Origin of the sequence: Kaistia dalseonensis, from assembly GCF_030814715.1 — a bacterium.
In the GTDB taxonomy this organism is placed as follows: Bacteria; Pseudomonadota; Alphaproteobacteria; order Rhizobiales; family Kaistiaceae; genus Kaistia; species Kaistia dalseonensis.
The window spans coordinates 1-25123 of the sequence record NZ_JAUSVO010000004.1; the positions used below are offsets into that span (position 1 = coordinate 1).

At 64.9% G+C, this 25123-nt stretch carries 25 protein-coding genes and 2 tRNA genes; 12 read left to right on the forward strand and 15 right to left on the reverse strand.

Annotated elements, in window-relative coordinates; translation table 11 throughout:
- Positions 1–127: 127 nt before the first annotated feature.
- The 13 genes from QO014_RS13900 to QO014_RS13960 form a co-directional block, all read right to left on the reverse strand.
- On the reverse strand, positions 128–1942 hold the full coding sequence (locus QO014_RS13900; protein ID WP_266349333.1) for a CocE/NonD family hydrolase: 1815 nt from the start codon (positions 1940–1942) through the stop codon (positions 128–130).
- Positions 1943–2004: 62 nt separating this feature from the next.
- Positions 2005–2373 (reverse strand): hypothetical protein, encoded by a 369-nt coding sequence (locus QO014_RS13905; protein WP_266349334.1) that lies wholly within the window; start codon positions 2371–2373, stop codon positions 2005–2007.
- Positions 2370–2705, reverse strand: a complete 336-nt coding sequence (locus QO014_RS13910) for a hypothetical protein (protein ID WP_266349335.1) — start codon at positions 2703–2705, stop codon at positions 2370–2372. Before QO014_RS13910 ends, QO014_RS13905 begins: the two co-directional genes overlap by 4 nt.
- 33 nt (positions 2706–2738) lie before the next feature.
- Entirely contained in the window at positions 2739–4535 is a 1797-nt protein-coding gene (dld, locus tag QO014_RS13915; RefSeq protein WP_266349336.1) for a D-lactate dehydrogenase, read from the reverse strand.
- A 71-nt stretch (positions 4536–4606) separates the two neighbouring features.
- Positions 4607–6106 carry an FAD-dependent monooxygenase gene (locus QO014_RS13920; RefSeq protein ID WP_266349337.1) on the reverse strand — a complete coding sequence of 500 codons (1500 nt, stop codon included), beginning with the start codon at positions 6104–6106 and terminating at the stop codon, positions 4607–4609.
- Between the two features lie 137 nt (positions 6107–6243).
- Positions 6244–6741 carry a Spy/CpxP family protein refolding chaperone gene (locus QO014_RS13925; RefSeq protein ID WP_266349338.1) on the reverse strand — a complete coding sequence of 166 codons (498 nt, stop codon included), beginning with the start codon at positions 6739–6741 and terminating at the stop codon, positions 6244–6246.
- A 48-nt stretch (positions 6742–6789) separates the two neighbouring features.
- Complete coding sequence (locus QO014_RS13930) at positions 6790–7128, reverse strand: GCG_CRPN prefix-to-repeats domain-containing protein (protein ID WP_266349339.1); 339 nt, start codon at positions 7126–7128, stop codon at positions 6790–6792.
- Positions 7129–7266: 138 nt separating this feature from the next.
- Positions 7267–8853, reverse strand: a complete 1587-nt coding sequence (gene mdlC / locus QO014_RS13935) for a benzoylformate decarboxylase (protein WP_266349340.1) — start codon at positions 8851–8853, stop codon at positions 7267–7269.
- Positions 8854–8973: 120 nt separating this feature from the next.
- On the reverse strand, positions 8974–9456 hold the full coding sequence (locus QO014_RS13940; RefSeq protein WP_266349341.1) for a cupin domain-containing protein: 483 nt from the start codon (positions 9454–9456) through the stop codon (positions 8974–8976).
- A 202-nt stretch (positions 9457–9658) separates the two neighbouring features.
- Entirely contained in the window at positions 9659–10270 is a 612-nt protein-coding gene (locus QO014_RS13945) for a tautomerase family protein (RefSeq protein WP_266349342.1), read from the reverse strand.
- Positions 10271–10437: 167 nt separating this feature from the next.
- Positions 10438–11241 carry a pirin family protein gene (locus QO014_RS13950; protein WP_266349343.1) on the reverse strand — a complete coding sequence of 268 codons (804 nt, stop codon included), beginning with the start codon at positions 11239–11241 and terminating at the stop codon, positions 10438–10440.
- Between the two features lie 26 nt (positions 11242–11267).
- The gene (locus tag QO014_RS13955) at positions 11268–11486 is read right to left on the reverse strand and encodes a rubredoxin (RefSeq protein ID WP_266349344.1); all 219 of its coding nucleotides are present in this window, start codon (positions 11484–11486) and stop codon (positions 11268–11270) included.
- Between the two features lie 247 nt (positions 11487–11733).
- Positions 11734–12603, reverse strand: coding sequence for a GntR family transcriptional regulator (locus QO014_RS13960; RefSeq protein ID WP_266349345.1), 870 nt, complete (start codon positions 12601–12603; stop codon positions 11734–11736).
- Here QO014_RS13960 and QO014_RS13965 point away from each other — a divergent pair.
- The 3 genes from QO014_RS13965 (at position 12603) to QO014_RS13975 (ending at position 17091) form a co-directional block, all read left to right on the forward strand.
- On the forward strand, positions 12603–13946 hold the full coding sequence (locus QO014_RS13965; RefSeq protein WP_266349346.1) for a TIGR00366 family protein: 1344 nt from the start codon (positions 12603–12605) through the stop codon (positions 13944–13946). The two genes, QO014_RS13960 and QO014_RS13965, sit on opposite strands and share 1 nt — an antisense overlap.
- Before the next feature lie 157 nt (positions 13947–14103).
- Positions 14104–15267, forward strand: a complete 1164-nt coding sequence (locus QO014_RS13970) for a helix-turn-helix transcriptional regulator (RefSeq protein WP_266349347.1) — start codon at positions 14104–14106, stop codon at positions 15265–15267.
- Positions 15268–15711: 444 nt separating this feature from the next.
- Positions 15712–17091 (forward strand): pyridoxal phosphate-dependent decarboxylase family protein, encoded by a 1380-nt coding sequence (locus QO014_RS13975; protein ID WP_266349348.1) that lies wholly within the window; start codon positions 15712–15714, stop codon positions 17089–17091.
- 300 nt (positions 17092–17391) lie between these two features.
- Here the strand turns inward: QO014_RS13975 and QO014_RS13980 are convergent, their stop codons facing one another.
- Positions 17392–18591, reverse strand: a complete 1200-nt coding sequence (locus tag QO014_RS13980) for a M14 family metallopeptidase (RefSeq protein WP_266349349.1) — start codon at positions 18589–18591, stop codon at positions 17392–17394.
- A gap of 215 nt (positions 18592–18806) precedes the next feature.
- Positions 18807–18881 (reverse strand) — tRNA-Thr (locus QO014_RS13985).
- 104 nt (positions 18882–18985) lie between these two features.
- Here QO014_RS13985 and QO014_RS13990 point away from each other — a divergent pair.
- From QO014_RS13990 to QO014_RS14030, 9 genes are all read left to right on the forward strand, one after another.
- Entirely contained in the window at positions 18986–19189 is a 204-nt protein-coding gene (locus QO014_RS13990; protein ID WP_266349350.1) for a hypothetical protein, read from the forward strand.
- Between the two features lie 135 nt (positions 19190–19324).
- Entirely contained in the window at positions 19325–20614 is a 1290-nt protein-coding gene (gene murA, locus QO014_RS13995) for a UDP-N-acetylglucosamine 1-carboxyvinyltransferase (RefSeq protein ID WP_266349351.1), read from the forward strand.
- Positions 20615–20689: 75 nt separating this feature from the next.
- On the forward strand, positions 20690–21142 hold the full coding sequence (locus QO014_RS14000; RefSeq protein WP_266349352.1) for a DUF2948 family protein: 453 nt from the start codon (positions 20690–20692) through the stop codon (positions 21140–21142).
- 85 nt (positions 21143–21227) lie between these two features.
- Positions 21228–22520, forward strand: coding sequence for a histidinol dehydrogenase (gene hisD / locus QO014_RS14005; protein WP_266349353.1), 1293 nt, complete (start codon positions 21228–21230; stop codon positions 22518–22520).
- Positions 22521–22554: 34 nt separating this feature from the next.
- A complete protein-coding gene (locus QO014_RS14010) occupies positions 22555–23046 on the forward strand; it encodes a UPF0262 family protein (protein ID WP_266349354.1) in 492 nt (163 codons plus the stop codon).
- Between the two features lie 33 nt (positions 23047–23079).
- A complete protein-coding gene (locus QO014_RS14015; RefSeq protein WP_266349911.1) occupies positions 23080–23532 on the forward strand; it encodes an arsenate-mycothiol transferase ArsC in 453 nt (150 codons plus the stop codon).
- A 222-nt stretch (positions 23533–23754) separates the two neighbouring features.
- Positions 23755–24378, forward strand: coding sequence for a Maf-like protein (locus QO014_RS14020; RefSeq protein WP_266349355.1), 624 nt, complete (start codon positions 23755–23757; stop codon positions 24376–24378).
- Between the two features lie 13 nt (positions 24379–24391).
- On the forward strand, positions 24392–24679 hold the full coding sequence (gene yacG, locus QO014_RS14025) for a DNA gyrase inhibitor YacG (protein ID WP_370877142.1): 288 nt from the start codon (positions 24392–24394) through the stop codon (positions 24677–24679).
- A 298-nt stretch (positions 24680–24977) separates the two neighbouring features.
- Positions 24978–25053, forward strand: a tRNA-Phe gene (locus QO014_RS14030).
- Positions 25054–25123 lie beyond the last annotated feature (70 nt).

Below are 25123 nucleotides of genomic sequence, written 5' to 3' on the forward strand. Positions count from 1 at the left end.
AAACGCGATCAACGCAACATCAGGCGACGGCGCACGTCGCAGGCTCGAAACAATCCGACGATTGTGAGCCCGGATCGGATCCAACAACGAAGGCGGCGCACCACACGCGCGCCCCAACCGGAATCCCTCATCGACTCCCTATTGAGCGAATTGCTCTAGCCACGCGCCTCAGCTCAATGAAAGTGTCCGGCCCATAGTGGACCGTGTTACGCGCGAAATAGGGCGGCACCGGCATGTCGAACTGTGCGTAGCCATGACTTACATTGCTGCGCAGGAGGTCCGTGCGGCTTGCTATGTCGAGGCGGAGGCGCTGGCCGGATCTCAGTACGACCGGCTGTGGCGTCAGGCTGAAGCGAAGCGTCACCGGGACGCCGGGCGCCAGGGGCTTCGGTGTGTCGATGTCGATTGCGATCTCGGTGGCCGTGGAGCGGGCCGCGTCAATCCGCCGGCAGGCCGGCCGGATCGTGCCCATGGACAGGATCCGATAGGCGCCATCGGCCGCAACGACCCCCATACGGGCAACGACATGTGAATCGATCTCGTTCGAACTGAAGCCGAGGCTCACGGTCACGGGGCCGGTCAACTCCATCTCCGCCTCGATCGGCATCTCGAAGGCGAGGGATTGATTGGCGACCTCGGCGAAGCCGGCTGTGACCGTGGCGTGGGGAGGGACGGCCGCCCAACGGTTCACCCCGTCCATCGGCGGGTCGGGTGTCAGGCGGTGCGTGGCCGTGTCGCCACCGCCGGATGCGAGGTAGAGCCGCAGCGACGTGCTCCCCGGAAGCGGCCAGTCCTCGGCCGAGCCGTAGGTCCCGGCACCCTGCCGCCAGTAGCGCACCCGCGCCTGGCTCGCATAACCATTTTCGCTGCCATAGAGGAGGTGGTCGAAGAGGGCGAGCGCCTCCAGCTGCCAATGATAGGCCGGCAGCTCATAGGCCGGCGACCCGATGATCAGCCATCTCTGGTCGGGCGGCGTGCCTGCATTCTCGAACAGATCATAGGCGCCGAACTGGTGCAGGTTGAAATAGCCCGGATTCTGCACCACCACGAATGGGACCGTGACGTCGCCGAGCGCACCGGACGGGCCCATCGGCAGCACGCTCGTGGCGCGGGTTTTGCCGTCGAGCATGAGGGCGGCGAACAGCTCACGCGTTGCCTGTGCCGGGATTTCGTTCTGAAAAGCCCTCATGACCCGCGCCATCCGCTTCCTGAGCTGCGGCCACCAGAGCCGCTTCAGCGGCGAATTGGTGATGTGGCTGGCGAGCGCGCGCAAAAGGGGCGGCAGATGGAGCCTGAACTGGAGCGGCGTGAAATTGGCGCCCATCCAGGTCGCGAAGAAATCAGGCTGCGGCGCACCGCCGAACATGGCGATGTGGCGGAAGAAATCCGTGCAGATTTCAATGGCGAAGAAGCCCTTCAGTGCCGGCGGGCGGAGCCGCGCCACCTGCGGCTGGGTCATTCCATAATAGGACGTCCCGAACAGCACGACCTGCCCGTCGCACCACGGCTGCGCGGCGGCCCATTGAATGACCTTGGCGTGGTCCTCGACGTCCGTATCGTTCAGATAGACGCCATCAGCGCCGGTCGAGCGGCCCATGCCGCGCCGGGCCACGATGATGTGGGCATAGCCGCGATCGGTGAACACCGGCGGGCTACCCGTCTCGTTGTTTCCGGTAGGCGCCCCGGCAGCCTGCAACTCCTTGGAGTAGGCCGCAAAGGCGACGACCGCCGGATAGCGCCCCGGAACCTTGGGAAGATAAACATCGGCTGAGAGCGAGGCCTCGGCGGCAACCTCGATGCGCTGCTCTGCCAGGACGCGACAGCCGAGGCCTGATTTCGCAGCCGGACCCGGTATCCATCCCGCCAACTGCTCGCCGAAAAGCCCACCCTTCGGCACGATCAGATTGTCCCAGAACGTTCGCTTCCTTCCCCTGGGGATCATCCGCGCCTCTCCCGCGCAAGCTCTTCATCGACCTGGGTCACCCCCGCCGCGAGCGGCCGGAGCTACGGTTGCGATCGATCGGGCGCAGTCTTGTTCTGGGATGCCAGCCGCATCTCGCGCAGCACCCATTTCTGCGAGTCGTCCGGGACGAAGAAGCCGCCGATCCCGGACGAAAACAGGAGGTCGAGCGACTGTTCCGTCACGCGGGTCAACTCCAGTTCGAGGTCCTGGCCCTTCGCCGGCCTGGGCGGCACCATGATGACGATCGTGTCCTCCGCCTGCTCGATGATCTCGATCTTCAGATCCGGTCCCGGCGTGTAGCCGAACTCTTCGCAGACGACTTTGACCGGGTCGGCAAGCAGTCGGGCCCGGTAGGCCGGATCGGTCGCGATCCGCTCATAATATTGTTCGACGAAGTCGGGGCTGCTCATGAGCGCTCTCCCGCCTCGCGCGCCGCGCTGCGCAGGGCGAGCAACTGGAACTTTGCAGCGACAGGAACCAGCCAGATGAACAGCCCCTTGCTTGACCAGAGGTCGAACTGGTTGAGCGGCGCCGATGGCGCCGGCGATTCGGGAGCCCGCATGGGCGGAATTGTGAAATAGAGCCTGTCGGGCTGTTGCACGACGACCTTCACCTTCACGCCGGGCGGCACCGATACGCCCATCGACTGGAGCGCCTCGACAGGGTTGCTTTCCAGTCGCGTCGCGAACGCGTCATCCGACCAAACGCGCTTCGTCAGTTCTCGTTCAAAATCTCCGGTCATGTTGCCTCCTCGATCAAGCGCAATTGCGGCACCTCAGCCTTCGCAGCGGAGTTCGCGTGGCGGGGGAGCACCACCGGGCCCCCAATGCGCGCATTTGGTGGTGCGGCCGATGCCTGGATTGAAGGTGTTGCAAGGGTCGAGCGCCTTGAAATGGTCTAGCATCGCCCGCTTCGCGAAATAGAGATGCCCCACATTGTGCTCGGCAGGATATTCCGCGCCGCGTCCGTCGAGGAGCTTCCACATGGCGTGCTCGATCGCCTCGCAATTGCTGCCCTTGGCCACGATGTAGTCCTGGTGGAAGACGTGGCAGAAGAAGTGACCGCAATAGAGCTTGTGGATCAGATGCTTGTCGATCTCCTCGGGCAGCGTCTCGAACCAGTTCTGGTCGTTGCGGCGCAGCGCGATGTCGAGCGCCACAATGTCCTCGACCTCCTTATCGCGCACCGCGCGATAGCGGATGGCGGCGCCGGCCGCCGCGAAGCGGTGCAGGAAGGCCTTGTCGCCTTCGTCAGGCGAGCATTCGAAGTAGTCACCGGTCTTCGAGGGGAAGATCGACTTGAGGTAAGCGCGCGCTTCCCCAATTCCCTCATCGCCCATCTTCAGCAGAAGATAGTGCTCGAAGCGGTCGCGATAGTCGGTCATTCGCTTGGGTAGATGCTTCGGGAAGAGATGACTCAGTGCCTGCAGCATCTTGGCGCTGAGGTTCTTCGGCAGAAACGCGATCCGCCGGCAGAAATTGTCGAATGCCGCCTGGAGCGCGAACAGCTGCGGGATCCTGTCGGTGCCGAGATATTGGATTACCAGGAAGGTGTCCTTGCCGTAGACCTCCGCACAATCGAAGGAACCCCGGTGCATGTACTCGCCCTCGATCGGCAGCGTCTTGAAGCTCTGGAGGATGTGGCGGCGGATGCTTTCGAGCTCTCCGGTGTCGTTTGAGCCGATGTAGAAGACCACCTCCTCCTTCTCTTTCGGGAAAGTGTCGAGGCGCACCGCCATGAGCATCACCTTGCCGGCGCTCCCGGAGGCCTCGAACAGTCGGCGCGGATCGGCATTGAAGCGGGACGGCGTTGCCGCCTCGATGTCACGCACATGGTCGGCATAGTCGTGGTCGGAGGCGGCGCGGGCGGGGTCGTTGACGATGTCGGAGGGCTTGAAATCGCCGTTCTCGACCCGCCGAAGGATCGTCTCCGGATCATTGCCCAGCGCTATGCCGAGATGATTGACGAGATGCAGCGCTCCTGTCTCGTCCAGCCGCGCGAACAGGGCTAGCTGGGTGAAAGCCGGGCCGCGATGGATCAGGGCGCCGCCGGAATTGTTGCAGATGCCGCCGAACACCGAGGCGCCGATGCAGGACGAGCCGATGACCGAGTGCGGCGCGCGTCCGATTCTGTCCAACGCCTTTTCGAGTTGAAACAAGGTGGCACCCGGCAGACACACCACCTGAGTCCCGTCGTTGATCAGGTGAAGACCCTCGATCCGCATCGTATTGATGAGCACCACGCCACGGTCGTAGTCATCCCTATCCGGGCTCGACCCACCGGTTACGCCGGTATTGGCCGACTGCATGATGATGATCTTGTCCGCCGCGACGCAGGCCTTGAGCACACGCCATTGCTCCACGAGCGAGCCCGGCCGCACCACGGCGACCACCGGGCCGCTGCCGAAGCGGATCCCCGTCCGGAAACGCCGCGTGGCGTCGGGACTCGTCAGGACGTACCGGTCCCCCACGATCCCCTGAATCTGCCGGATGAACGCGGCGTCATCATCGGCCGTACGGTCCGGTGTCCGTTGGCCCGATGGCTCGGCGACGTCGAGGAATGCAGCATCCATAGAGATTGCTCCAGGGAGTGATGGCTGGCCGACAGGGCAAGGGTAGCTCCGATCGCCGAACCGGCGAGCCATCAAGCCGGCGGCGGGGCGATTCCCGTCGGCGCCGCATACCCCGCCAGATAATTGGCGACCGCCTGCCAGTCCTCCGTCGGCGCGGACATCGCCAGATAGCCGTCCGGCCGGACGAGGGTGAGACGCCCCGCAGCCTTCGCCGCACGAAGCTGCGGCTCCAGCAGGGCCGGGAACTGCGACAACAGCGACGCGGCGCCCTCGCCGGTGCCATGCAGGCTGAAGCGCGGTGAATCGGCCCCGCCATAGGGTGCCTCGTCGACTGCAGGCGGCACGCGGGCGCCGACAGCGGCAGCGGTGCCGCCGTCCGACGGTCCGTTCAGCGGGCTCTGCGGATAGCCGATCGCGACCTCGGTGATCATCCCGGCAATGGCATGCTGGGCGGGCGCGAGGCCGAGGACGAGATGCGCGACGAAATTGCGAACATCCTGCAGGGCGTGGTTTTCGAGGGTCGCGGCCTTGGTCAGCCGGCCGGATTCCTGGATCACCTCGGCTCCGACGGGCCGGCGCTCGGCGTCGTAGCTGTCGAGCAGCACGGGGGCGGCCGAGATGCCGCGGGCCACGAGAGCCAGCTTCCAGGCGAGGTTGATCGCATCCTGCATGCCGGTGTTCATGCCCTGTCCGCCGGCCGGGCTGTGCACATGGGCGGCATCGCCGGCGAGGAAGATCCGGCCGGACCGATAGGAACCGACCTGACGCTCATTGATACGGAAGGCGCTGGTCCACACCGTGTCCGTCAGCGTGATGCCGCCGGGACCGCGGCGATCGATCACCTTCTGGAAGGCGTCGAGGTCGAGCGGCACCGGCTCGACGTCGCTCGATGGGCCGAGGCTCGTGATGATGCGATAGCGGTCCGCCGCCATCGGGAAGAACATCAGCGCCCCTTCCGGATGCCAGAAGATGGCGAGCTCCGAGGAGGGGATCGGCATGCCGGTCAGGTGAAAATCACCCTGTGTCCAGTCGAGGCCCAATGTGTCGCCCTCGAATTCGAGGCCGAGGCGATGGCGGACGACGCTGTGCGATCCGTCGCAGGCGACGAGCCAGTCGAAGCGCTCCGCCGTTTCCGTCCCGTCGCCGGCGCGCAACGTCGCGGTGACGCCGTCTTTATCCTGCGCGATGTCGGCAAGCTCCGTGGAGAATTGCGGCTCGATACCGTGCGCTTTCAGGTGGCGGCGCAGCACGCCTTCCGTCTCGTATTGCGGCGCCATCAGTGCGAAGGGGAAGGGCGACGTGATTCCGTCGAGCTTGATCTGCCCGACCCGGCTGTTGCCGGAGAAGATGTTGGCTGCGACGACGTGGTTGCCCGCTTTGACGAGGTCACCTGCCACGCCTGAACGATCGAGCAGTTCGAGCGTCCGCGGCCAGATGGCGACGGCACGCGACGTGTCGGAGGGGCCCGCGATCTTGTCGATCACGCGGACCGGAACGCCGTAGCGGGCAAGCTCCATCGCCATCGTCAAACCGACCGGCCCGGCGCCAGCCACGAGAACGCGATCCGTCATTGTCTCCCCCTGAGCTCTTGTTCGAGCGGCCTTGGTTCATTGCCGCCGGCATCATCAGCGGAGGCCCCTAACCGGCCTGCCGCCCTATCCGGTCGAGGACCCGCCTCGGGCGGGTCCTGTCGTTTCGCCTGTGCCGGCTACTGCTCTTCCTCGAACAACCAAAGCTCGGCGGTCGGCTGCGGGACGCCATTGATCGCCTCGCGCAGACCAAGGAAGGCCGGAATGCGGCGCTGCTGCTCGGGCGTCAGCGACGCGACCAGCGGCTTCAAGGCCTCGACAACCATCTTGAGTTCGGCGGCACGCGTCGCTTCCGCGTCAGCCGTCCGCTCCAGAATGTCGACGAAGCTTGTCGGCTCCGGCGCCTCGGCGCGCTGTGCCCGGCGCTGTGCCGAACTGGCGGCCGCCTGACGGATGGCCGCTTCCACGGGCGCCCACAGCTTTTCCTGTTCGGGCGAGAGACCGATCACGGTCTTGAGCGCGATGATGCGGGCATCGAGCACGGCCTGCGCATCGGCAGGCGCGTAAAGCTCGACCGCGGGGGGCTCGGGCGGTTGAGGCGTGTCATCGGCGAAAGCCGGAGGTGCCAACGCGAGGAACGCGCCGAGCGCGATGGTGGTCAGGAGCGTTGTTTTCATGATGCTGCCCTGTCGTGTGCTGGTCTGTCTGGGACGGTGAATTCGGGCTTACTGCCAACCGCCGCCCGGGAGACGGCCATGATAGGGCGTATCGCGGCAATGGCCCCAGGGTCCACGCCAATAGCCGGGCGGGCAGCCATTGCCGAAATAGCCGTAGGCGGGCGGATAGTTGTAGGCCCAGCCGCCGCCCGGCAGGCGGCCCGTATAGGGCGTGTCGCGGCAATGGCCCCATGGTCCGCGCCATGCATAGGGACCGCAGCCCTGGGCGACGCGGACGATGTTGGAGTCGGGGGCTTCGATCGGCACCGTGATCGGTGCTGCCACGGCCGGGAGCCCGCATAGGGCGGTGAGGCCAAGAACGACGAGATGGGTGAGTTTCGTTCGCATTGCAGTTTTCTCCACAAAGGGTGGGTTCTGGAACTTCTGCTTCGGCACAGGCCGGCGGGCTCTCGCCGGTCATTCTTCAATCAAGGCCCAATAGGCCGGACATCATCAGAACTGGTGAGGGCTGCGTCGCCGCGCCGCTCAAGGTGATTTCCAGGTGGTGGCGACCTCGATGAGGGAGGGCCGGCCGGCTTCGAGCGCCTTGGCGAAGGCGGCGGCAAAGCCATCGTCAGTGTCGACCCGCACCGCTTCCACCCCGTAGCCCGTCGCGATCGCGACGAAATCGATGTCGGGCACGTCCAGCGCCGGCACGCCACCGGCGTTTAATACGCCGGCAAACCAGCGGAGCGCGCCGTAGGTGCCGTTGCGCATGATGACGAAGACCACCGGGACGCCGTGCTGCGCTGCTGTCCACAAGGCGGTGATGCTGTAATTGGCCGAGCCGTCACCGATGAGGGCGATCACCTGCCGGTCCGGTTCGGCGAGTTGGACGCCGACGGCTGCCGGCATGGCAAAGCCGAGGCCTCCGGCCGCTCCGAAATAATAGCTCCCCGGCTTCTCCCACCGCATGCGCTGCCACATCGCCTCGATGGTGGAGGTGGATTCGTTCACATAGATTGCATCACGCGGAGCGAGTTCGTCGATCAGATCGATGACGCGTTCGGGGGCGAGCGGCGCTTCGCCCGGCGCGATCCGCGGCGGCCGTTGCCGCGGCTCCGGCGCCGCCCGAGCAGCATCGCTGACCGCGTCGGCAAGCGCGGCGAGGATAAGCCCGACATTGCCGACGACTGCCTGGCCCATGGGAGCGCGGACGGCTTCATCGGGATCGCAGGTGATCTGGATAAGCTCGGCGCCAACCGGCAGGAAGGGGCCGGGATCATATTCGTGATAGCGGAACACCGGCGCGCCGACCACCAGCACCAGATCATGGCCCTGCAGCAGCCGGGAGATGCCGGCCATGCTGGCGGGCAGCAGGCCGCGGAAGTTCGCGTGGGTCGTCGGAAAAGGACAGCGCGGGGCCGAGGGTGCGATCCAGACGGGCGCCTTCAGTCGCTCCGCAAGGCGTACGGCGTGCGCGTTCGCCCGTGCCGCGTCCACGTCCGGTCCGAGGATGATGACCGGATTGGAGCTCCGCTCGAGGCGCGCGACCAGACCGGCCTTGGCGTCGTCGCCGAGGGCTCCTGCCGCGGAGACGACGCGATCGAGGAGGCGCAGCGACTCTGGTTCGGCGGGTTTGGCCCAATCGTCATAGGGAATGGAGAGATAGACCGGCCCGGGCGCGGGCAGGCCGGAAAGGTGCAGCGCGCGGCTCATGGCGAGGGGCACATCCTCGGCCCGTGCCGGCTCGTAGGACCATTTCACCAGCGGCTTTGGCAGCGTCGTGGCGTCGAGATTGGTCAGCAGCGGCTCGATGCCGATCATCGCGCGGGTCTGCTGGCCGGCCGTTACGAGCAGCGGCGAATGCGAGTTCCAGGCATTGGCGAGGCCGCCCATGGCATTGCCAGTGCCGGCTGCCGAATGGAGGTTGATGAGCGCGGTGCGACCGGTGGCCTGGGCGTAGCCGTCCGCCATCCCGACCGCCGCCCCCTCATGCAGGGCGAGGATGTAGCGGAAGTCGGTCGGGAAGTCCTGCAGGAAAGGCAGTTCGTTCGAACCGGGATTGCCGAAGATCGTCGTGATGCCATTGCGGCGGAGCAGGTCGTAGGTCAGTTCGCGGATCGTCGCCATGATGTGCCTCGGAAACGGCCGTCGCTCGCGGATCGGCGGAATTTCACAGAATAGGTCGGCGGACAAGCTTGCCGTTTGATATCGCGCAAAGGTTGCGGCCTGTCCACCAAGCCGCCGCAATCATTCGGTCGGCGCCTCATCCCGCTTCACCGGAGGCCCAAGGAACTCGACCTGCCACTTGATGCCGAACGCGTTCAGCGCCTCGGTGTCGGGAATGCCATTGTGCATCACGCCGCCAAGCTCGGTGAAGAAGGTAGCGGCGTCGAGCGCCGGCGTCATGAGGATATACTGGCGTGCCGGCGCGTCGGTCACATTGACGAAGCCGTGCTCGACGCCGCCCGGAATACAGACCACATCTCCTTCCTCCGCATAGAAGCGTCGTCCATCCGCCTCATAGAGATACCGTCCCTCGATGACGCGGAAGATCTCCGCTTCGGGATGACGATGGCGCGGCGGGCCGAAGCCCGGCGCATTGATCGTCTCGATGAAGCAGAATTCCCCGCCGCTCGCGGCAGGCGGCATCCTGACGAACAGATCGAGCCCGATCGCCGGGATCTTGATGGGAAGCTCGGTTCCCTTGGAATGCAGGAAGGTGATACTCATTCGATATCCCTCATGGTGTGCGCGGTGAGGCTGCTATCCAATTCGCGTGATCGTGACGCGTGGTGGTTCCGACCTTGCCGAGATCAACGGTCTCGACAGGTCCGATGCGGGGGAACATACCGGCCCCTGCCGTTGGCGACATCATCAGAACTGGTGACGAATCTCGCAAAATCCGATTGAGGCGCAATGCGACAGGCGCCGTTCAATCCGGTCGGCGGCCCGCCTTCTGCTCGTCCGAAATCGCCGTCGCGGCTTCGCCTTCGACACCCGTCATGATGCCGCCGGCGTCGGCCGGATAGCCCGCGGATCGCCGTTCCCGGGCCTTTGCCGCGAAATAGGCCGTCGTCCAGCCGAAGCGCTCGCTCGTCGCAGGGAGCCCGACGGAGGTGGCGATCGACGCCATACCGATCGGCTTGCCCGCGCACCCCCAACTGCCCTCGGTCACCTCTTCGATGACTGTCAGGATGCTCTTTCCGGTCTCTGCCGTGTTCGGGGGTCTCTTGACGTCGAGAATGGCCTGGCCGACGAGAGCGTGGACCTCGTTCTTGTGATCCGTATTCATGTATCCCTCGGGAATGAGGACGCGAACGAGGAAACGTCCGGGGGAGCGGACATAGGTGTCGTCGGTCTCTCCGCCGACCCACCAATCATCCTTGGGCACCTCGCGGAAGATGACCCAGGCGAAGGCGCGTCCGCCGAAGGTATCGGCACCGCCCTCCATATCGATCATGACGGCAGTCAGGCGCCGGGCCAGATCGGCCTTCGCGACTGGCTCGAGATCTCCGGCATGATAGTGGACTTCCATGATCGGCATGTCAGGCTCCTTCGCATTCGAAAGTTCCTGTAGCGGAGACGTCCCTCCCACAGGGTGATTTGCAGCGGGATCGGTTCGGGCAAGGCTCAATGCCGATGGAGACGTCCTCACCGGCCATGGCCCGCGCGAAAGCGGTCCCTCCGCCGGGGCAGCCCAGCCGTCCCGCTTCAGTGGCCGGCATGTTCGCTCTCCCATGTCTTGATGTTCGCCTCGTCGATCATGATCGTCTCGACGATAAGGATGTCGCTGTCGTCGTCGAGGATATCGATGTCGACCGCCGCGACGCCCGAAAGGCCCATGCTGTCGCGGTAGCCCAGTTCCTCACCGGCGCAGCCGATCCGACCCTCGCGGACGAAGACATAGGCGCCATGCGAGGCGGTCCGCGGCGCGTAGCGGAAGCTGCGCCCCCTGTCGGCGATCAGTCGTGAAACGCGAAGATCCTGCGGGATCGGCAGCGCGCCGTCTCCGTCGCCGACCAGCATCACAATCTCGTTGCGGCGGCGGCGGAAATCGAAATGGCCGCGATGATAGGCCGGCGGCAGATAGAGCTGCTCCGGCATCACCCAGAGATAGATCGCCTGCATGTCCTCGGTGGTGATGGAAAGCTCGGAATGCTTGCCGCCCGAGCCGGCCGAGAAGACGTAATAATCGCCTGCCCGAAGCTGGTCGACCATGCCCTCGCCCGCCGTGTTCACATGCGTGAGCTGACCGCCGAACACGAAGGCGCAGATGGCGAAGTTGTGGTGAGGATGCATGTTGTAGCCGCAGCCGGCGCCGTGAAACACCTCGTCCCCGAAGACGCGGATGGTACCGAAGCCCGGGCGCCCGCCCTGATATTCATGGAAGTTGAAGCTCGAGGCCCTGGTGACGAAGCCGTCCGGGTGGCCGGCGATGTAGGAGGACCGCGACCCGTCGGACTTGATCAGGTCGTGACCGCGCTCCTCGTTGCGGAGGATGAAGGACTGGCTCATCGGTCTGGTTCCTTTCTGTTCGCCGCTCATGCATTCCGCGCCATATCGGCGCCGCCCGTGGCGTAGCCGATGACGATCATTTCGAAGAGGTGCTTGGGTGTGCCGCAATCGGGGCAGACCCAGTCGTCCGGAATGTCCGCCCAACGTGTGCCGGGCGCGATGCCGTGCTCGGGCAGGCCGAGCATCTCGTCATAGGAAAAACCGCAGCCGAGACACATCAGCCGCTTGTAGGGTTCATCCGCCATTGTCGACTCCCTTATGTAATGTGTAACGCGCTACTATTGATGTGTGACGCACTACTATCGACAGGCGAGACGGAATGCAAGCGGATTTCGTATCGATCGCCCGAACGCAGCGCTGTTCTCCGCCCGGAGGCTTGCAAGCGGCGTCCCGGACTGCACACGAAAGGAGCCGAACGCGATCACCGCCTCGGTGGAAGTCCGGTGGCCAATGGTGTGCTTCTGGATCTGGAGAGGTTCGGGCTCGGGTAGGCTACTGCTTGTAGCCGCTCAGCCCGCCAGGCGACGGCGGACCGTCACCGCGCGAGACGCCCAGCAGGGCCTGCGTGAAGATCGGTTGCCACGACCGGATATGGTGACGCATGAGCGTCTTGAGGCCTTCGGTGTCGCCGATCTCCGCGAGATCGAGGATCTTGTAGTGTTCGTCGACTGAATCTCGCTGCCGCTCCAGTCCTGGATCGGAGGAGATGCCGTAAAGACGCATCTTGTCTCGGAATGCCATGACGGATTCGGTCAGGAGTTCGTTGTCCGCGGCTTCCACGAAGGCCTGGTGAAACTGCCGGTCTGCCTCGAGATAGCCCGCGACGTCACCGGCCTCGACCGCACGGGCGACGGCGCCGGCCAGGGCGCGCGCTTGGGTCAGATCCTTCCTGCGCTTGAGCGCCACAACCTCCGCCGCATAGACCTCCAGCAGTTCGCGCATGTCGAACAGGTCGCGCAACTGGGCCAATGTGGGCGTCACCACCTTGAAGCCGCGATTGCGAAGCGGCTCGATCAATCCGGCGCGCGCCAGTTCCAGCAGCGCTTCCCGAACCGGAGTGGTCGAGACGCCAAGCGCGGCCGCTAGGCTGGGAACCGAATACATTGTGCCGGGGGCACTCTGTCCCGAGATGATCTCGGATCGCACCTGCTGCAGCACCTGTTCGCGGAGATTGCCGTCGGACGGCCGTTCAATCGTGGTCATGAACGCTATGTAGCGCGTTACCGCGGCAAAATCAAAGGCGCCTTGCAGATGCGGGTAAAACGACAAAGAATGATACGTTGGGTTGCGGGGGCGACATGGACGATCGGGATGAACCGCGCGGGCGGATGGTTGCTGCACTGTCTGCCCGTCTGATTGCATTGACGAGCCGTTGGTATCCCGATGCCTATGTCTTCGCGCTCGGCGTCGTCGTGCTGGTCGCGATCGCCGCCATGCTGCATGGCGCCTCTCCCTTGGCGGTCAGCATCGCGTTTGGAAACGGGTTCTGGTCCCTCGCGCCGTTCACGCTTCAGATGGCCTATGTCGCCATCGGCGGATTTGTGGTTGCCACATCCCTGCCTGCGGCAAAGTTGATGCGCCGCGTCGCCCGGCAGCCCTCCAGCGGCCGCTCGGCCATCGTGTGGGTCGGGCTGATCAGCATCGGCCTGTCGCTCGTCAATTGGGGGCTGAGCCTGATCTTCTCCGGGCTCCTGGTGCGCGAGCTGGCGCGGCGATCCGATATCCGCCTCGACTATCGCGCCGCCGGTGCAGCCGCCTATCTCGGGCTCGGTTGCGGTTTCACGCTGGGTCTCAGTTCCTCGGCCGCCCAACTGCAGGCGAACGCGGCCAGCATTCCCGCCTCGCTCATGTCGATCACCGGCGTCATCGGCTTTTCGCAAACCATCTTCACCTGGCAGAACGGATTGACGATTGCCGTCGTCGCGGCGGTGTCCGCCGCCGTCTGCTATCTCACCGCGCCTTGCCCCGGCAACCTTCGCACGGCGAGCGACCTCGGCATCGATCTCTCGACCATCGAGCCCGCGATCGCCAAGGACCGGCATCCTGCCGATCGCCTCGCCGATAGTCCGCTTCTGACGCTTCTGGTCGTGGCACTCGGTGCCGGCTGGATTGTCGACCGTTTTGCCTCCGGCAATCCGATCCAGCATCTATCCGGCCTCGAAACCTATAATTTCGTCTTCCTTCTGTTCGGGATCCTGCTGCATTGGCGGCCGAGTAATCTGGCACAGGCCTTTGCCAAGGCCGTTCCAAGCGTCTCGGGCGTGTTGCTGCAATTCCCTTTCTACGCGGGCATTGCAGCGATCTTGACCGTGCCGCGCAACGCGGCCGGTCATACGCTCAGCGACTCCATTGCGTCCCTCTTCATCGGTGCATCGTCCGGGCCCGTCAGCTTCTCGGTCGTCGTCGGGGTCTATTCGGCCTTTCTGGGCCTCTTCATCCCGTCTGCCGGCGGCAAGTGGATCATCGAGGCGCCCTATGTGGCGACTGCAGCGAACGCCTTGGGCGCCCATCTGGGCTGGACCGTGATGATCTACAACATCACCGAAACGCTGCCGAACTTCGTCAATCCGTTCTGGATGTTGCCGCTGCTCGGGATACTGGGTCTACGCGCGAAGGACCTCGTCGGATATACGGCGGCGCAGTTCGTCGTCCATTTTCCGATCGCCCTGGTGCTGGGTGCGGTTCTGATGACGACATTCAATTAGGCGCCCGCAGTACTGCAAGATCGAAGTCCCTAGGAAAGACGACGCTCCATTGCCTGACGGTGCAACCCGCAGGCAATAGTCTCACCCCCGCCGCAATCGTTCCATTGAACCGCAGAAAAGCCTCTGGCAATTTCGTTTCCTGGCATGGGAGCTGACAGTGGTCGATATCGAGCGTGATCTCGCCGATTGCGTTGGAGCCATCTATCAGGCCGGCTCCGGAGACGGCAGCTGGCTTGAAGTGGGCGAGCGCATCTGCCGGCTTCTTAACGCGCAGCGGGCATTGCTCACCCTCGGCGAACCGGGCGGCCCGAGCAATCTCCTGATGCCTTCAGACGGCAGCGAGGTCGCCTATGCCGCTCATTTCCATACGGCCGACCCCTATGCCGCTCAGGCGCGCCGCGATTTCGCCGAGGCGCGCGACCATCATCTGGGAAACGCGAAGCTCGGTGCCGAGCTGGTCGCCGAAAGCGATTTCCTGCGCAGCGAGTATTATTCTGATTTCGCCCGCCACCATGAGCGCCGCCATATGATCGGTGGCATGGCTGGCCTCACGGAGGCCACGCCGGTTCTGGTCTTCCGCGGCGAGAGGGCGGGCGCGTTCGACATGACCCATGTTCGTCTGCTGCGCATGCTGATGCCGCATGTGCAGCGCGGCATCGAGCTGCGCCAGCGCCTCGGGCGCCAGACGCAGTCGGTTTCCCTGACGCGGGCTGTGCTGGACGGGCTCACCGTGGGGGTGGGCATCGTCGATGCGGGACTGAAGATCCATTTCATCAACGACATGGCCCACCGGCACATCGCCGGCTCCCATTCCGGGCTCGTCGTCGTGCGCTCGGGCCTCCCTGTGGGGAGCGCTGTCCATCTCGGCGCGATGGGCCGGGAAGAGGCTGGCAGGCTCCGTCGCCTCGTGCTCTCCGCCACCTCGGGAGGTGCCGGTGGCGCGATGCGCATGGAAGGCCGAGACGGTTCGATGCTGGCCGTGATGGTCGCGCCGGCGCCGCCCGGCCTTGCCAGCGATGTCAGGGGAAGCGAAACCGGCGAGGCTCTTGCCATCATCATCTTGCGGCCGCTCGACCGCAGGGTGTCGCCGCGAATGGACGTCCTGTGCGAACTGTTCGACTTCAGCCGGGCCGAGGCCGAGGTCGCCATTGCCCTTTCCGGGGGCGCGAGCGCGGAGGAAGTCGCGCGCAAGCGCGGCGTGTCTCTCATGACCGTCCGCAGCCAGGTCCGTGCCATTCTCGGCAAATCGGAATCGGAGAACCTCAGGGATTTCGAGCAGACCATGGCGACGCTTGCCGGGCTCGAACTACGGTTCGGCTAGCCTCCCTTCTGCCGCTCGCCGGTCTCGTCTCCTGGGCGCTGGAGGATTTGCCGCCGGATTTCGCCGCACGGTGGATGTCGGCTGATGTGAGCCCAACTGCCAGCAGCCGGTCCTGGTGCGTGCGCCTTGCCCTCCATCAGGCGCCCGTCGATCGCGCCGACACCCTCATCCACAAGCATCGCGCGCTCTATCGGAAATAAGTTCAACGCGCGCTCCGGCTGCCCGTGTGAACAGGCTGCGCAACGTGCTCGCCTCACCGAACCGTCCACCCTGCCTGGTCGAGGCTCGACTTGCCTCAGGCAAAGCGAAGTCGTTCGACGCGCCCGTGATCGTCTCGCGGCAGGCGGCCCGGCACCTCTGCCACACCGGCAGATGATCTGACCTGGTTGTTGCGGTATTCTCCGGTCAAGCAGTTCACCTCCCGAGCGTCGGTGGAGCGATGACATGCGCGCACTGGAAATACCTGATCCCGAACTCGCTAGCCTGGTATCGGAGGCGGCGAAGCTCGCCACGGATTATTGGGCCTCTCTGGAGGCGCGGCCGGCCTATCCAGTGACGAGCGGCGGGGAAACATCGCGACTCTTCGACCGTGCTTGGCCCGACGAAGGTCGCGGTCGTGCGGTTCTGGACGACTTCAGCGCGATAGCGGAGCATGTCCGGCCGTGTACGGGTCGCTTCTTCGGATATGTCGCGGGCTCGGGCGAAGCTGTCGGCGCCATCGGCGATTTTCTGGCGTCGGTTCTCAATCAGAACAGCACGTCCTGGCGTTCGGCCCCGGCCGCGATCGCTATCGAACGTGTCGTGGTCGGCTGGCTCGCGGAAGCGGTCGGATGTGGCGGTTTTGCAGGAAGTCTGTGCGGAGGCGGCTCAACGGCCAACCTCATGGGCTTGGCGATCGCGCGCGAGAGCCTGTTGCCCGCCAATGAGGACGGCGCACGGCCCGGCATCGTCTATGTGTCCGAACAGGCGCATATGTCGATCGCCAAGGCCGTCTCTCTGCTCGGCCTTGGTCGCAACAACCTTCGCCTGATTTCGGTAGATGAGAATTTTCGCTTGCGCACCGACGCACTGCGAGACGCCATTGCGCGCGACCGCGATGCAGGCAAGACGCCCCTGGCGATCGTCGCCAGCGCTGGCACGGTTGCCACCGGCGCGATCGATCCACTGCGAGATCTCGCGGAGATCGCCAAGATGGAGGGGCTTTGGCTCCATGTCGACGGCGCGTTCGGCGTCATGGCCGCGCTGGCTGTGCCGGAGATGTTCGACGGGCTGTCTCTCGCCGACTCGATCGCCCTTGACGCTCATAAATGGCTCTATCAACCGATCGATTGCAGCTGCCTGCTGTATCGCGAGCGCGATGCGGCGCGAAATGCCTTCTCGCATAGCGGAGACTACGTCAAGATTTTCAACCAAGATCCGGAAGAGGTCTTTGCCTTCTTCGAGGAATCGATCGAACTGACCCGGCGATTCCGCGCCTTGAAGCTCTGGATGTCGCTGCAATATCATGGCCGATATGCCTACCGCGAGGCGATAATCCGTGATCTTCGGCACGCGCAGTTGCTTGACAATGCTGTCCGCGCGCATCCACAACTTGAACTCTTGGCACCGGTCCCCTTGAGCGCCGTTTGTTTTCGCCATCGCATCAAGAACAATGAGGCGATTCTGAAACGCGTGATCGCACGGGGACGCGTATATCTTTCCAATGCGACCATCCATGGTCGCTTCGCGTTGCGCGCCTGCTTCGTCAATCATCGGACGACGCCTCAGGACGTTGACGAGATCATTCATGAAGTCATTGCCGCTGCAGACGAATTGAACGCCTGACAATCCGGCTGCGAGCCTGCCTTCCCAAGCCGCGACCACGGTTGCAGCGGTTGGCCCGGACGATCGGGCCGGGCGACGAAGCGATCATGATCAGGAAAGGCACGAGCGGTTGGCCGATGCGTCGACATCCGCGGGGGCTCGGGCATTGAGCAAGTCGGATCAGCGGTGCGGCGTTCCGAGGCCGACCGCCCGGGCGTCCTCGGCTTCGCAGACTCTGCGCATGCGTCGCGTTTGGCGTCGCCCGGAGGAAAGCGCCAAACGCCAGACGCCAAGCGCCAAGCGCTACCAAGCGCCGGACGACTATTCGGGATAGGTCTCGATGCGGCCGGGTGCATCCCCATGGAAAAGGATGAATGCCAGCGGGTTGCCGGGCTCGGCCATCGCATCGCTGCGCTGGCCCGTCACCACGCCGGCCACGCCGCTGGTGTATTCGGCAACCACCTCACCGAAACTGTTGCGCTGGACCGCGACCCTCTGTCCGGGCGCGACCCTGTCATTGAGCCCCACCAGATGCTCGACGAGACCGCCCTCGGTCGCCAGGATCGGAAACGCGCTGTTGCCGACAAAGACATTCGCGTCCTTGCCCGTGCGTCCCATCGGGCCGGCCACGATGCCGTAGTGCTTGAGCACGTTCATCGTGCCTTCCACGAACAGCGCGATCATGTCGGGATCGAGAATGCGCGCGGCGCCAATCTCCGGCGTGAAAGCCGGGATTCCCTCGTCCATGAAAGCGTTGTGCAGGACACCCGGATAGACGTGATTGTCGAAGATCTGGTCGACGGGATAAAGCTCCACCATCGCCCTGACCTCCGGCACATCCATGCCACCGATATTGAAGGCCGCAACGTCGAACCCCGTCGTCCCGGTATGGAAATCGATCGCGGCATCAGCGTTCGGCCGCAGCAGATGGTTGAACAGCAGCCCGGCGTGTCGGCTCGGGGCGGTCAGGCCGTTCTCATTGCCGGGCCATTCGCGGTTCAGGTCGATCAGATCGGCGCCCCTGCCAAAATTCGGCCAGCGGCGTTGCATGCCTTCCATGGCCGCGCGGGCGACGTCTGTCGCGGCCATCACCGTGCCCGACATCTGCGCGGGATCGAGCTGGTTCATCACGGACTGGACCGTGTGCACGGAACTCATCTCGTCGCCATGCACGCCGCTGACCAGAACGACGCGCTTGCCCGGCTTCGCGCCCTTCGCGACCACGACTGACACATACCAGTGCTGTCCGGTCGGCATCTCGACGCCCTGGAAATAAAGCAGATGCGTCCGACCCGGCTCCAGATCGCCGACATCAAGCGCGCTGACGACCTTCTTCCCCTGGATGATATCGCCCGTATAGACCGTCGCCGAAGCGGTGCCGGGCGCTATATCCGCGGCCGCCGGTTCCCCGGCATTGGCGACGCTGGCATAGGCTGTGGGCGCCGCCGATGCGCCGATGGTTGCGACGGACGCGATCATGAAGTCTCGGCGACCGAGCGGCTTGTCCGGCTTGTTCGACATGTCAGAGATCCCTTTCGGAGCGATCGCCCGTAGCGACCATCTGCCGGCCGCCCCAAAGATCCGGACAACTATGGTCCGTTGCTGGCGGCGGTCAGGTTGGCAAGGATACCTCATCCTGCCGGCCCATTTCGAGCCGCCTTGCAGGGCGATATGAAGGCAAGGGTGGAAAGAGCCCTTGAAAAATCAAAAGCCTCAATGAAATCAACGGGAAAGAATGGTGCTGCAAGAGAGGATTGAACTCTCGACCTCTCCCTTACCAAGGGAGTGCTCTACCACTGAGCTACTGCAGCGCTGCCGGGCGATTGTCGCCGAACGGCGGCCTTACTGCCACAGTGAAGCGGCGGGATCAAGCGGCCTGCCTTGGTCGCGCACGGTTTCATGTTAAAAGCCTGCCATGAGCGACAGAGATTCACACAAGAAGACCGGCGAATCGCCCCAGAATGCAAGCACGGCCAAGCCGGGGCACCCCAAATCAAGGGACGCGCGGGCCGAGCGGCTCGCCGCGGCGCTGCGCGCCAATCTCGGCCGGCGCAAGGCGGCGGTTCGTGCGCAAAGTCAGGATGTTACGGCAGATGAGCCGGGCGAGGACGAGGCGTGACGGCCATCACAGCGGCCGCGTGCTCTCCTTGAGTCGGCCGCAATCCTGCGTTAGACCGCAAACAATCGGGTGGGGCGCTTCGATCGTTGCAGCCGCTCGCCCTCCAGTATTTTCTTCGCGAAAGGCTCGGCTTTCATGGACAAGATTCGCATCGTCGGTGGCGCGCGTCTGAACGGCACGATTCCGATTTCCGGCGCCAAGAACGCCGCTCTGCCGTTGATGATCGCGAGCCTCCTGACTGATGAAGCGCTGGTCCTTGCCAATGTGCCGCGTCTGGCCGATGTCGCGCTGCTGAAGCGCATTCTCGGCAATCACGGCGTCGATATCACGGTCGCCGGCAAGCGCATCGGCGAGGCGGAACTGTCCGGCGAGACGGTGCAGTTTTCCGCGCGCACCATCGTCGACACGACGGCGCCCTATGAGCTCGTCTCCAAGATGCGCGCGAGCTTCTGGGTGATCGGGCCGCTGCTGGCCCGCGAGGGTTTCGCCAAGGTTTCGCTGCCCGGCGGCTGCGCCATCGGAACGCGGCCGGTCGATCTCTTCCTCGAGGCTCTGCAGACGCTGGGCGCCGAGATCGAGATCGATGCCGGCTATGTCATCGCGCGTGCGCCGAACGGCCTCAAGGGCGGGCATGTGGTGTTCCCGAAGGTGACGGTCGGCGCCACCCATGTGACGATGATGGCGGCGACCCTCGCCAAGGGCGACACGATCATCGAAAATGCGGCGCGCGAGCCGGAAATTGTCGATCTGGCCGAATGCCTGATCAAGATGGGCGCACGGATCAGCGGCGCCGGCACCTCGACCATCCGCATCCAGGGCGTCGACCGCCTGCATGGCACGCGCCATGCCGTGATGCCGGACCGCATCGAGGCGGGCACCTACGCGATGGCGGTGACCATGACGGGCGGCGACGTGCTGCTCGAAGGCGCGCGCTATGACAGCCTCGCCAAGCCGATCGAGATATTGCGCGAGGTCGGCGCCGAGATCACCGAGACCAATGAGGGCCTGCGCGTCTATCGCAATGGCGCCGCACTGCGGCCGGTCGATGTGACAACCGAGCCGTTCCCGGGCTTCCCGACCGATCTGCAGGCGCAATTGATGGCGCTGGTCTGCCGCGCCGAGGGCACCTCGCATATTCGCGAGACCATCTTCGAGAACCGCTTCATGCATGTGCAGGAACTCGCGCGCCTTGGGGCCGAGATCCATCTCGACGGCCAGAACGCGACGATCGTCGGCGTGCCACGCCTCAAGGGTGCGCCCGTCATGGCGACGGACCTGCGCGCCTCGGTCTCGCTGGTCATTGGCGGGCTCGTCGCCGAGGGCGAGACGATGGTCAACCGCGTCTATCACCTCGATCGCGGCTTCGAGCGGCTGGAGGACAAGCTGTCGCGCTGCGGCGCCACGGTCGAGCGCATTTCCGGATAAGCAATCCGCCCTGTTGCGAACAGGTCCTGACGATACTACCTGTCCGTTGCTGCAACGGAACATAAAGGTGCGATCATGGACAAGTTGAAACTGGTAGCGTTCGATCAGGATGATCTCGCGGTCGTCTCGGCGCATGTCCAGGACGCTGTCCTCAAGGTCGGGGATCTGGCTTTTCTGCCGAAGGAGCAGCGCTTCGCTGCCGTCATCAATCGCTTCGTCTGGGAAAAGCCGGCCGAAGGCACGTTCCGCAAGAATTGGGAGCGTCGCCGCGCCGGGTTCCACTTTGACCGCGTGACGGCCGTTCGCTCCACCGGCATCGACCGCCACAATGCGGAGGCCGTGCTCGATCTGCTCGCGATTTCCTTCGAGGAAACGGAAGCTCCGGCCGGCACTGTGACGCTGATCTTCGCCGGTGGCGGGGCGATTGCCCTTGATGTCGAGTGCATCGAGGCATCGATCAGCGATCTCGGTCCCGCTTGGGCCACCAAGGCCTGCCCGCAGCACGAGCTGGATGCGGCCAAGGCCTGAGGCCGGCGCGCACTGCCCACAGCTTCGCCTTTCCCCTCGGGCCGAACCGCGCTAGAGACGGCGCATATTTACGGGGAGCCGTCTCTTGGCCATTCGTCTCGACCACACCGATCCTGATTTCGAGGGCCGCTTTCGCGCCCTGCTCGGCGCCAAGCGCGAAGTCTCCGAGGATGTCGACGCCGTGGTGCGCGGTATCCTCGCCGATGTCCGCACGCGCGGCGACGCGGCCGTGCTCGACTATACCGCCCGTTTCGACCGGTTGCCGCTGACCGCAGATCGCCTGCGCGTATCCGAGGCCGATTTCGCGGCCGCCGACGAACTGGTCGACGACCGCACGCGCGCAGCCCTCGTCCTGGCGCGCGATCGCATCCAGTCGCACCACGCGCGCCAGAAGCCCGCCGATGATCGCTATGTCGATGCGCTCGGCGTCGAACTCGGCTCGCGCTGGACGGCGATCGAGGCGGTCGGGCTTTATGTGCCGGGCGGCACCGCCTCCTATCCGAGCTCCGTCCTCATGAATGCCGTGCCGGCCAAGGTGGCGGGCGTCGATCGCGTCGTCATGGTCGTGCCGGCGCCGGACGGGCTGATCAATCCGCTCGTCCTCGTCGCGGCGCGGCTCGCCGGTGTCGACGAGCTCTACCGGATCGGCGGCGCGCAGGCGATCGCGGCGCTGGCCTTCGGCACCGAGACGATCCGCCCCGTCTACAAGATTGTCGGCCCCGGCAATGCCTATGTCGCGGCGGCGAAGCGGCAGGTGTTCGGAACGGTCGGCATCGACATGATCGCCGGCCCCTCGGAAGTGCTTGTCATCGCCGATGGCGCCAATGATCCCGATTGGCTGGCGGCCGACCTGCTCGCGCAGGCCGAGCACGATGTCGCGGCGCAGTCGATCCTGATGACCGACGATCCAGCGCTCGCCGACGCGGTCGAGAAGGCGGTCGAGCGCCAGTTGAAGACCTTGCCGCGCGGCGAGACGGCGGCGGCGAGCTGGCGCGACTATGGCGCCATCATCACGGTTCCTTCGCTCGATGCGGCCGTTCCGCTCTCCGACCGCATTGCGCCGGAGCATCTGGAAATCGCGACAGCCGATCCCGAGCGGCTGGTTGAAAAGGTGCGCAATGCCGGAGCGATCTTCGTCGGCCGCACGACGCCGGAAGTGATCGGCGATTATGTCGGCGGTTCCAACCATGTCCTGCCGACGGCGCGTTCCGCGCGCTTCTCCTCGGGCCTTTCCGTACTCGATTTCATGAAGCGGACGTCGATCCTCAAGACGGGCCCCGAGCAGCTTCGTGCGCTCGGGCCGGCCGCGATCGCGCTTGCCGAGGCCGAAGGTCTCGCGGCGCATGGCCGGTCGGTGGCGATTCGTCTCAATCTGTAGCAGGATCGCGTTTGGGGAAACGCGGATAGGCGAAATGTCTGACGGTGAGGCGACGGAGGAGGCGGGCAAGCTCGTCGCGGTCGATCTCGACCCGGCTTCGATCGGCCGGTCGACGGCCGATGTCGAGCATGAGCGCCGCATCGCGATCTATGATCTGATCGAGGATAATCGCTTTGTGCTGCCCGGGCACCCGACGGGCGAATACCGGCTTCATCTCGCCGTGCGCGACAACCGCCTGGTGTTTGACGTGCGCGATCGCGCCGACGGGCCGCTGGTGCTTCATCTCCTGTCGCTGACGCCGCTCAGGAAGATCGTTCGCGATTATTTCCTGATCTGCGACAGCTATTATGCCGCCATTCGCACAGCGACGCCGAGCCAGATCGAAACAATCGACATGGGCCGTCGGGCTGTCCATGACGAGGGCTCGCGGCTGCTGATGGAGCGGCTCGCCGGCAAGATCCTGGTCGATTTCGAGACGGCGCGACGGCTCTTCACCCTCGTCTGCGCGCTGCACTGGAAAGGCTGAGCCTTGGCCGCTGCGCCCGCCCCGGCCTTTGCCATGCCGGCCGAAGGGCGCCCGCCCGGCTCCGTGCTGTTCGTTTGCGGCATGAATACGGTGCGCTCGCCGATCGCCGCGGCGCTGGCGCGCCAGCTTTTCCCCCGTGGCCTTTATGTCGCCTCGGCCGGGGTGCGCAAGGGAACCGCCGATCCCTTTGTCACGGCGGTGATGGAGGAACGCGGCCTCGATCTCGCCCGCCACAAGCCACAGACGATCGAGGATCTCGAAGACACCAATTTCGACGTGGTGATCACGCTTTCGCCCGAGGCGCATCACCGGGCGCTGGAGCTGACCCGGACCATGGCCGTCTCGGTCGAATATTGGCCGACCGCAGACCCGACGCTGGTGAGCGGCACGCGCGACCAGATCCTCGATGCCTATCGCGCGGTGCGCGATCAGCTCGCGGCCCGCATCAAGGAGCGGTTCGACTGGCGGCCGCTATCGGGTGACTAGATCGCCATGCGTCCTGCCGGACGCAAAGAGGCGATCTAGCTCTTTGTCTTCGCATCGGATCGACCCGAAAACCGGAATCCACTTTTCGGTCCGATGCTCCAGCGTCTGCGCCGGCTGCGTGTCGCGCCAGCGTTTCCTTGCAGCCTGATTTCCGCTAGGGTCCGCCCGCTTCGCCGCGATGCGCTCGGCGGGCATGACCGATCAACGCCACCGGACGGAAGAATGAACGGCTCTCCGAAGCTCCTGCTCGCCTCCGGCAGCCCGAGGCGGCTGCAACTCCTCGCCCAGGCCGGGATCGAGCCGGACAGCCTTCTGCCAACATCGGTCGACGAGACGCCGCTCAAGAACGAATTGCCGCGCAGCCTGGCGAAGCGCCTGGCGCGGTCCAAGGCCGATGCGGCGCGCGCCATGGCGGGCCGCACGGCCGATTTCGCCGGCGCCTACATCCTCGCCGCCGACACGGTCGTGGCGGTCGGGCGCCGCATCCTGCCCAAGGCCGAGTTTCACGACCAGGCGGCGGAATGCCTGATGCTGCTTTCGGGGCGCGCGCACCGCGTCTATACGGCGGTGTGCATCGTCACGCCCAAGGGCGCGATCCGCCAGCGCCTCGTCGAGACGAAAGTTCGCTTCAAGCGTCTTTCGCGGCAAGAGATGGATACCTATCTCGGTTCGGGCGAATGGCGCGACAAGGCTGGTGGCTATGCCATTCAGGGCCTTGCCGGCACGTTCGTGGTCAAGCTGGTCGGGTCCTACACCTCCGTGGTCGGCCTGCCGCTCTATGAGACCATGGCAATGCTCGAAGGCGAGGGCTATCCGATCCGCAAGGGATGGCTCGGCCTCGCCTGACGCGGAATTTGTGATGAACGACGACGACAAGAAGTCCATTGGGGCCGAATCCCCTAGCCATACGGGTCCGAGCGCCGGTGCGGATGCGCCGGACAAAAAGGCCGAGGGCGCCAAGGTCGTGCCCCTGCGCCCGCCGCGCCCCTGTCCGATCTGCGGCCGCGAATCGATGCGGCTCACTTATCCCTTCTGCTCCAAGCGTTGCGCCGATATCGACCTGAACCAATGGCTCTCCGGCGGCTATGCGATTGCCGCGGTCGAGGATGACGGCGATATCGATGATGGCGAGGACGAGGAAAGCTGATCCTGTGGCCGGAGGGTGTCGGCCACGGGCGCCTCGTGCCCGCGTTGCTTTGAAGCGCTCGTTGCCAGCGCTCATCGCCGCGCGATCGAAGGCAGGGCCGGCTTGATCGAAGTCCCGACGCGCAGCCGCCGCTGAGACGGCTTCGCCACCATCTCCTTGATCGGCTGTCGTTTATTGCCCCCGGCGCAAACTGATCCACAGGCTGCATTTTGCAGTCACGCTGCCTCTGGACAGGCCCGTTCGGCTCCCCTATAAGGCGCTGTCTTCGCGATCGGGCCGCCTCTGGCGCCGCCCGCGGGCCCAGGTAGCTCAGTTGGTAGAGCAGCGGACTGAAAATCCGCGTGTCGCTGGTTCGATTCCAGCCCTGGGCACCATCACTTTCCCCTCGCAATTTCGGTGTGTTACGTTGTCTTCTCTCAAGAACGCGGTCGCCGTGTCGCGTCT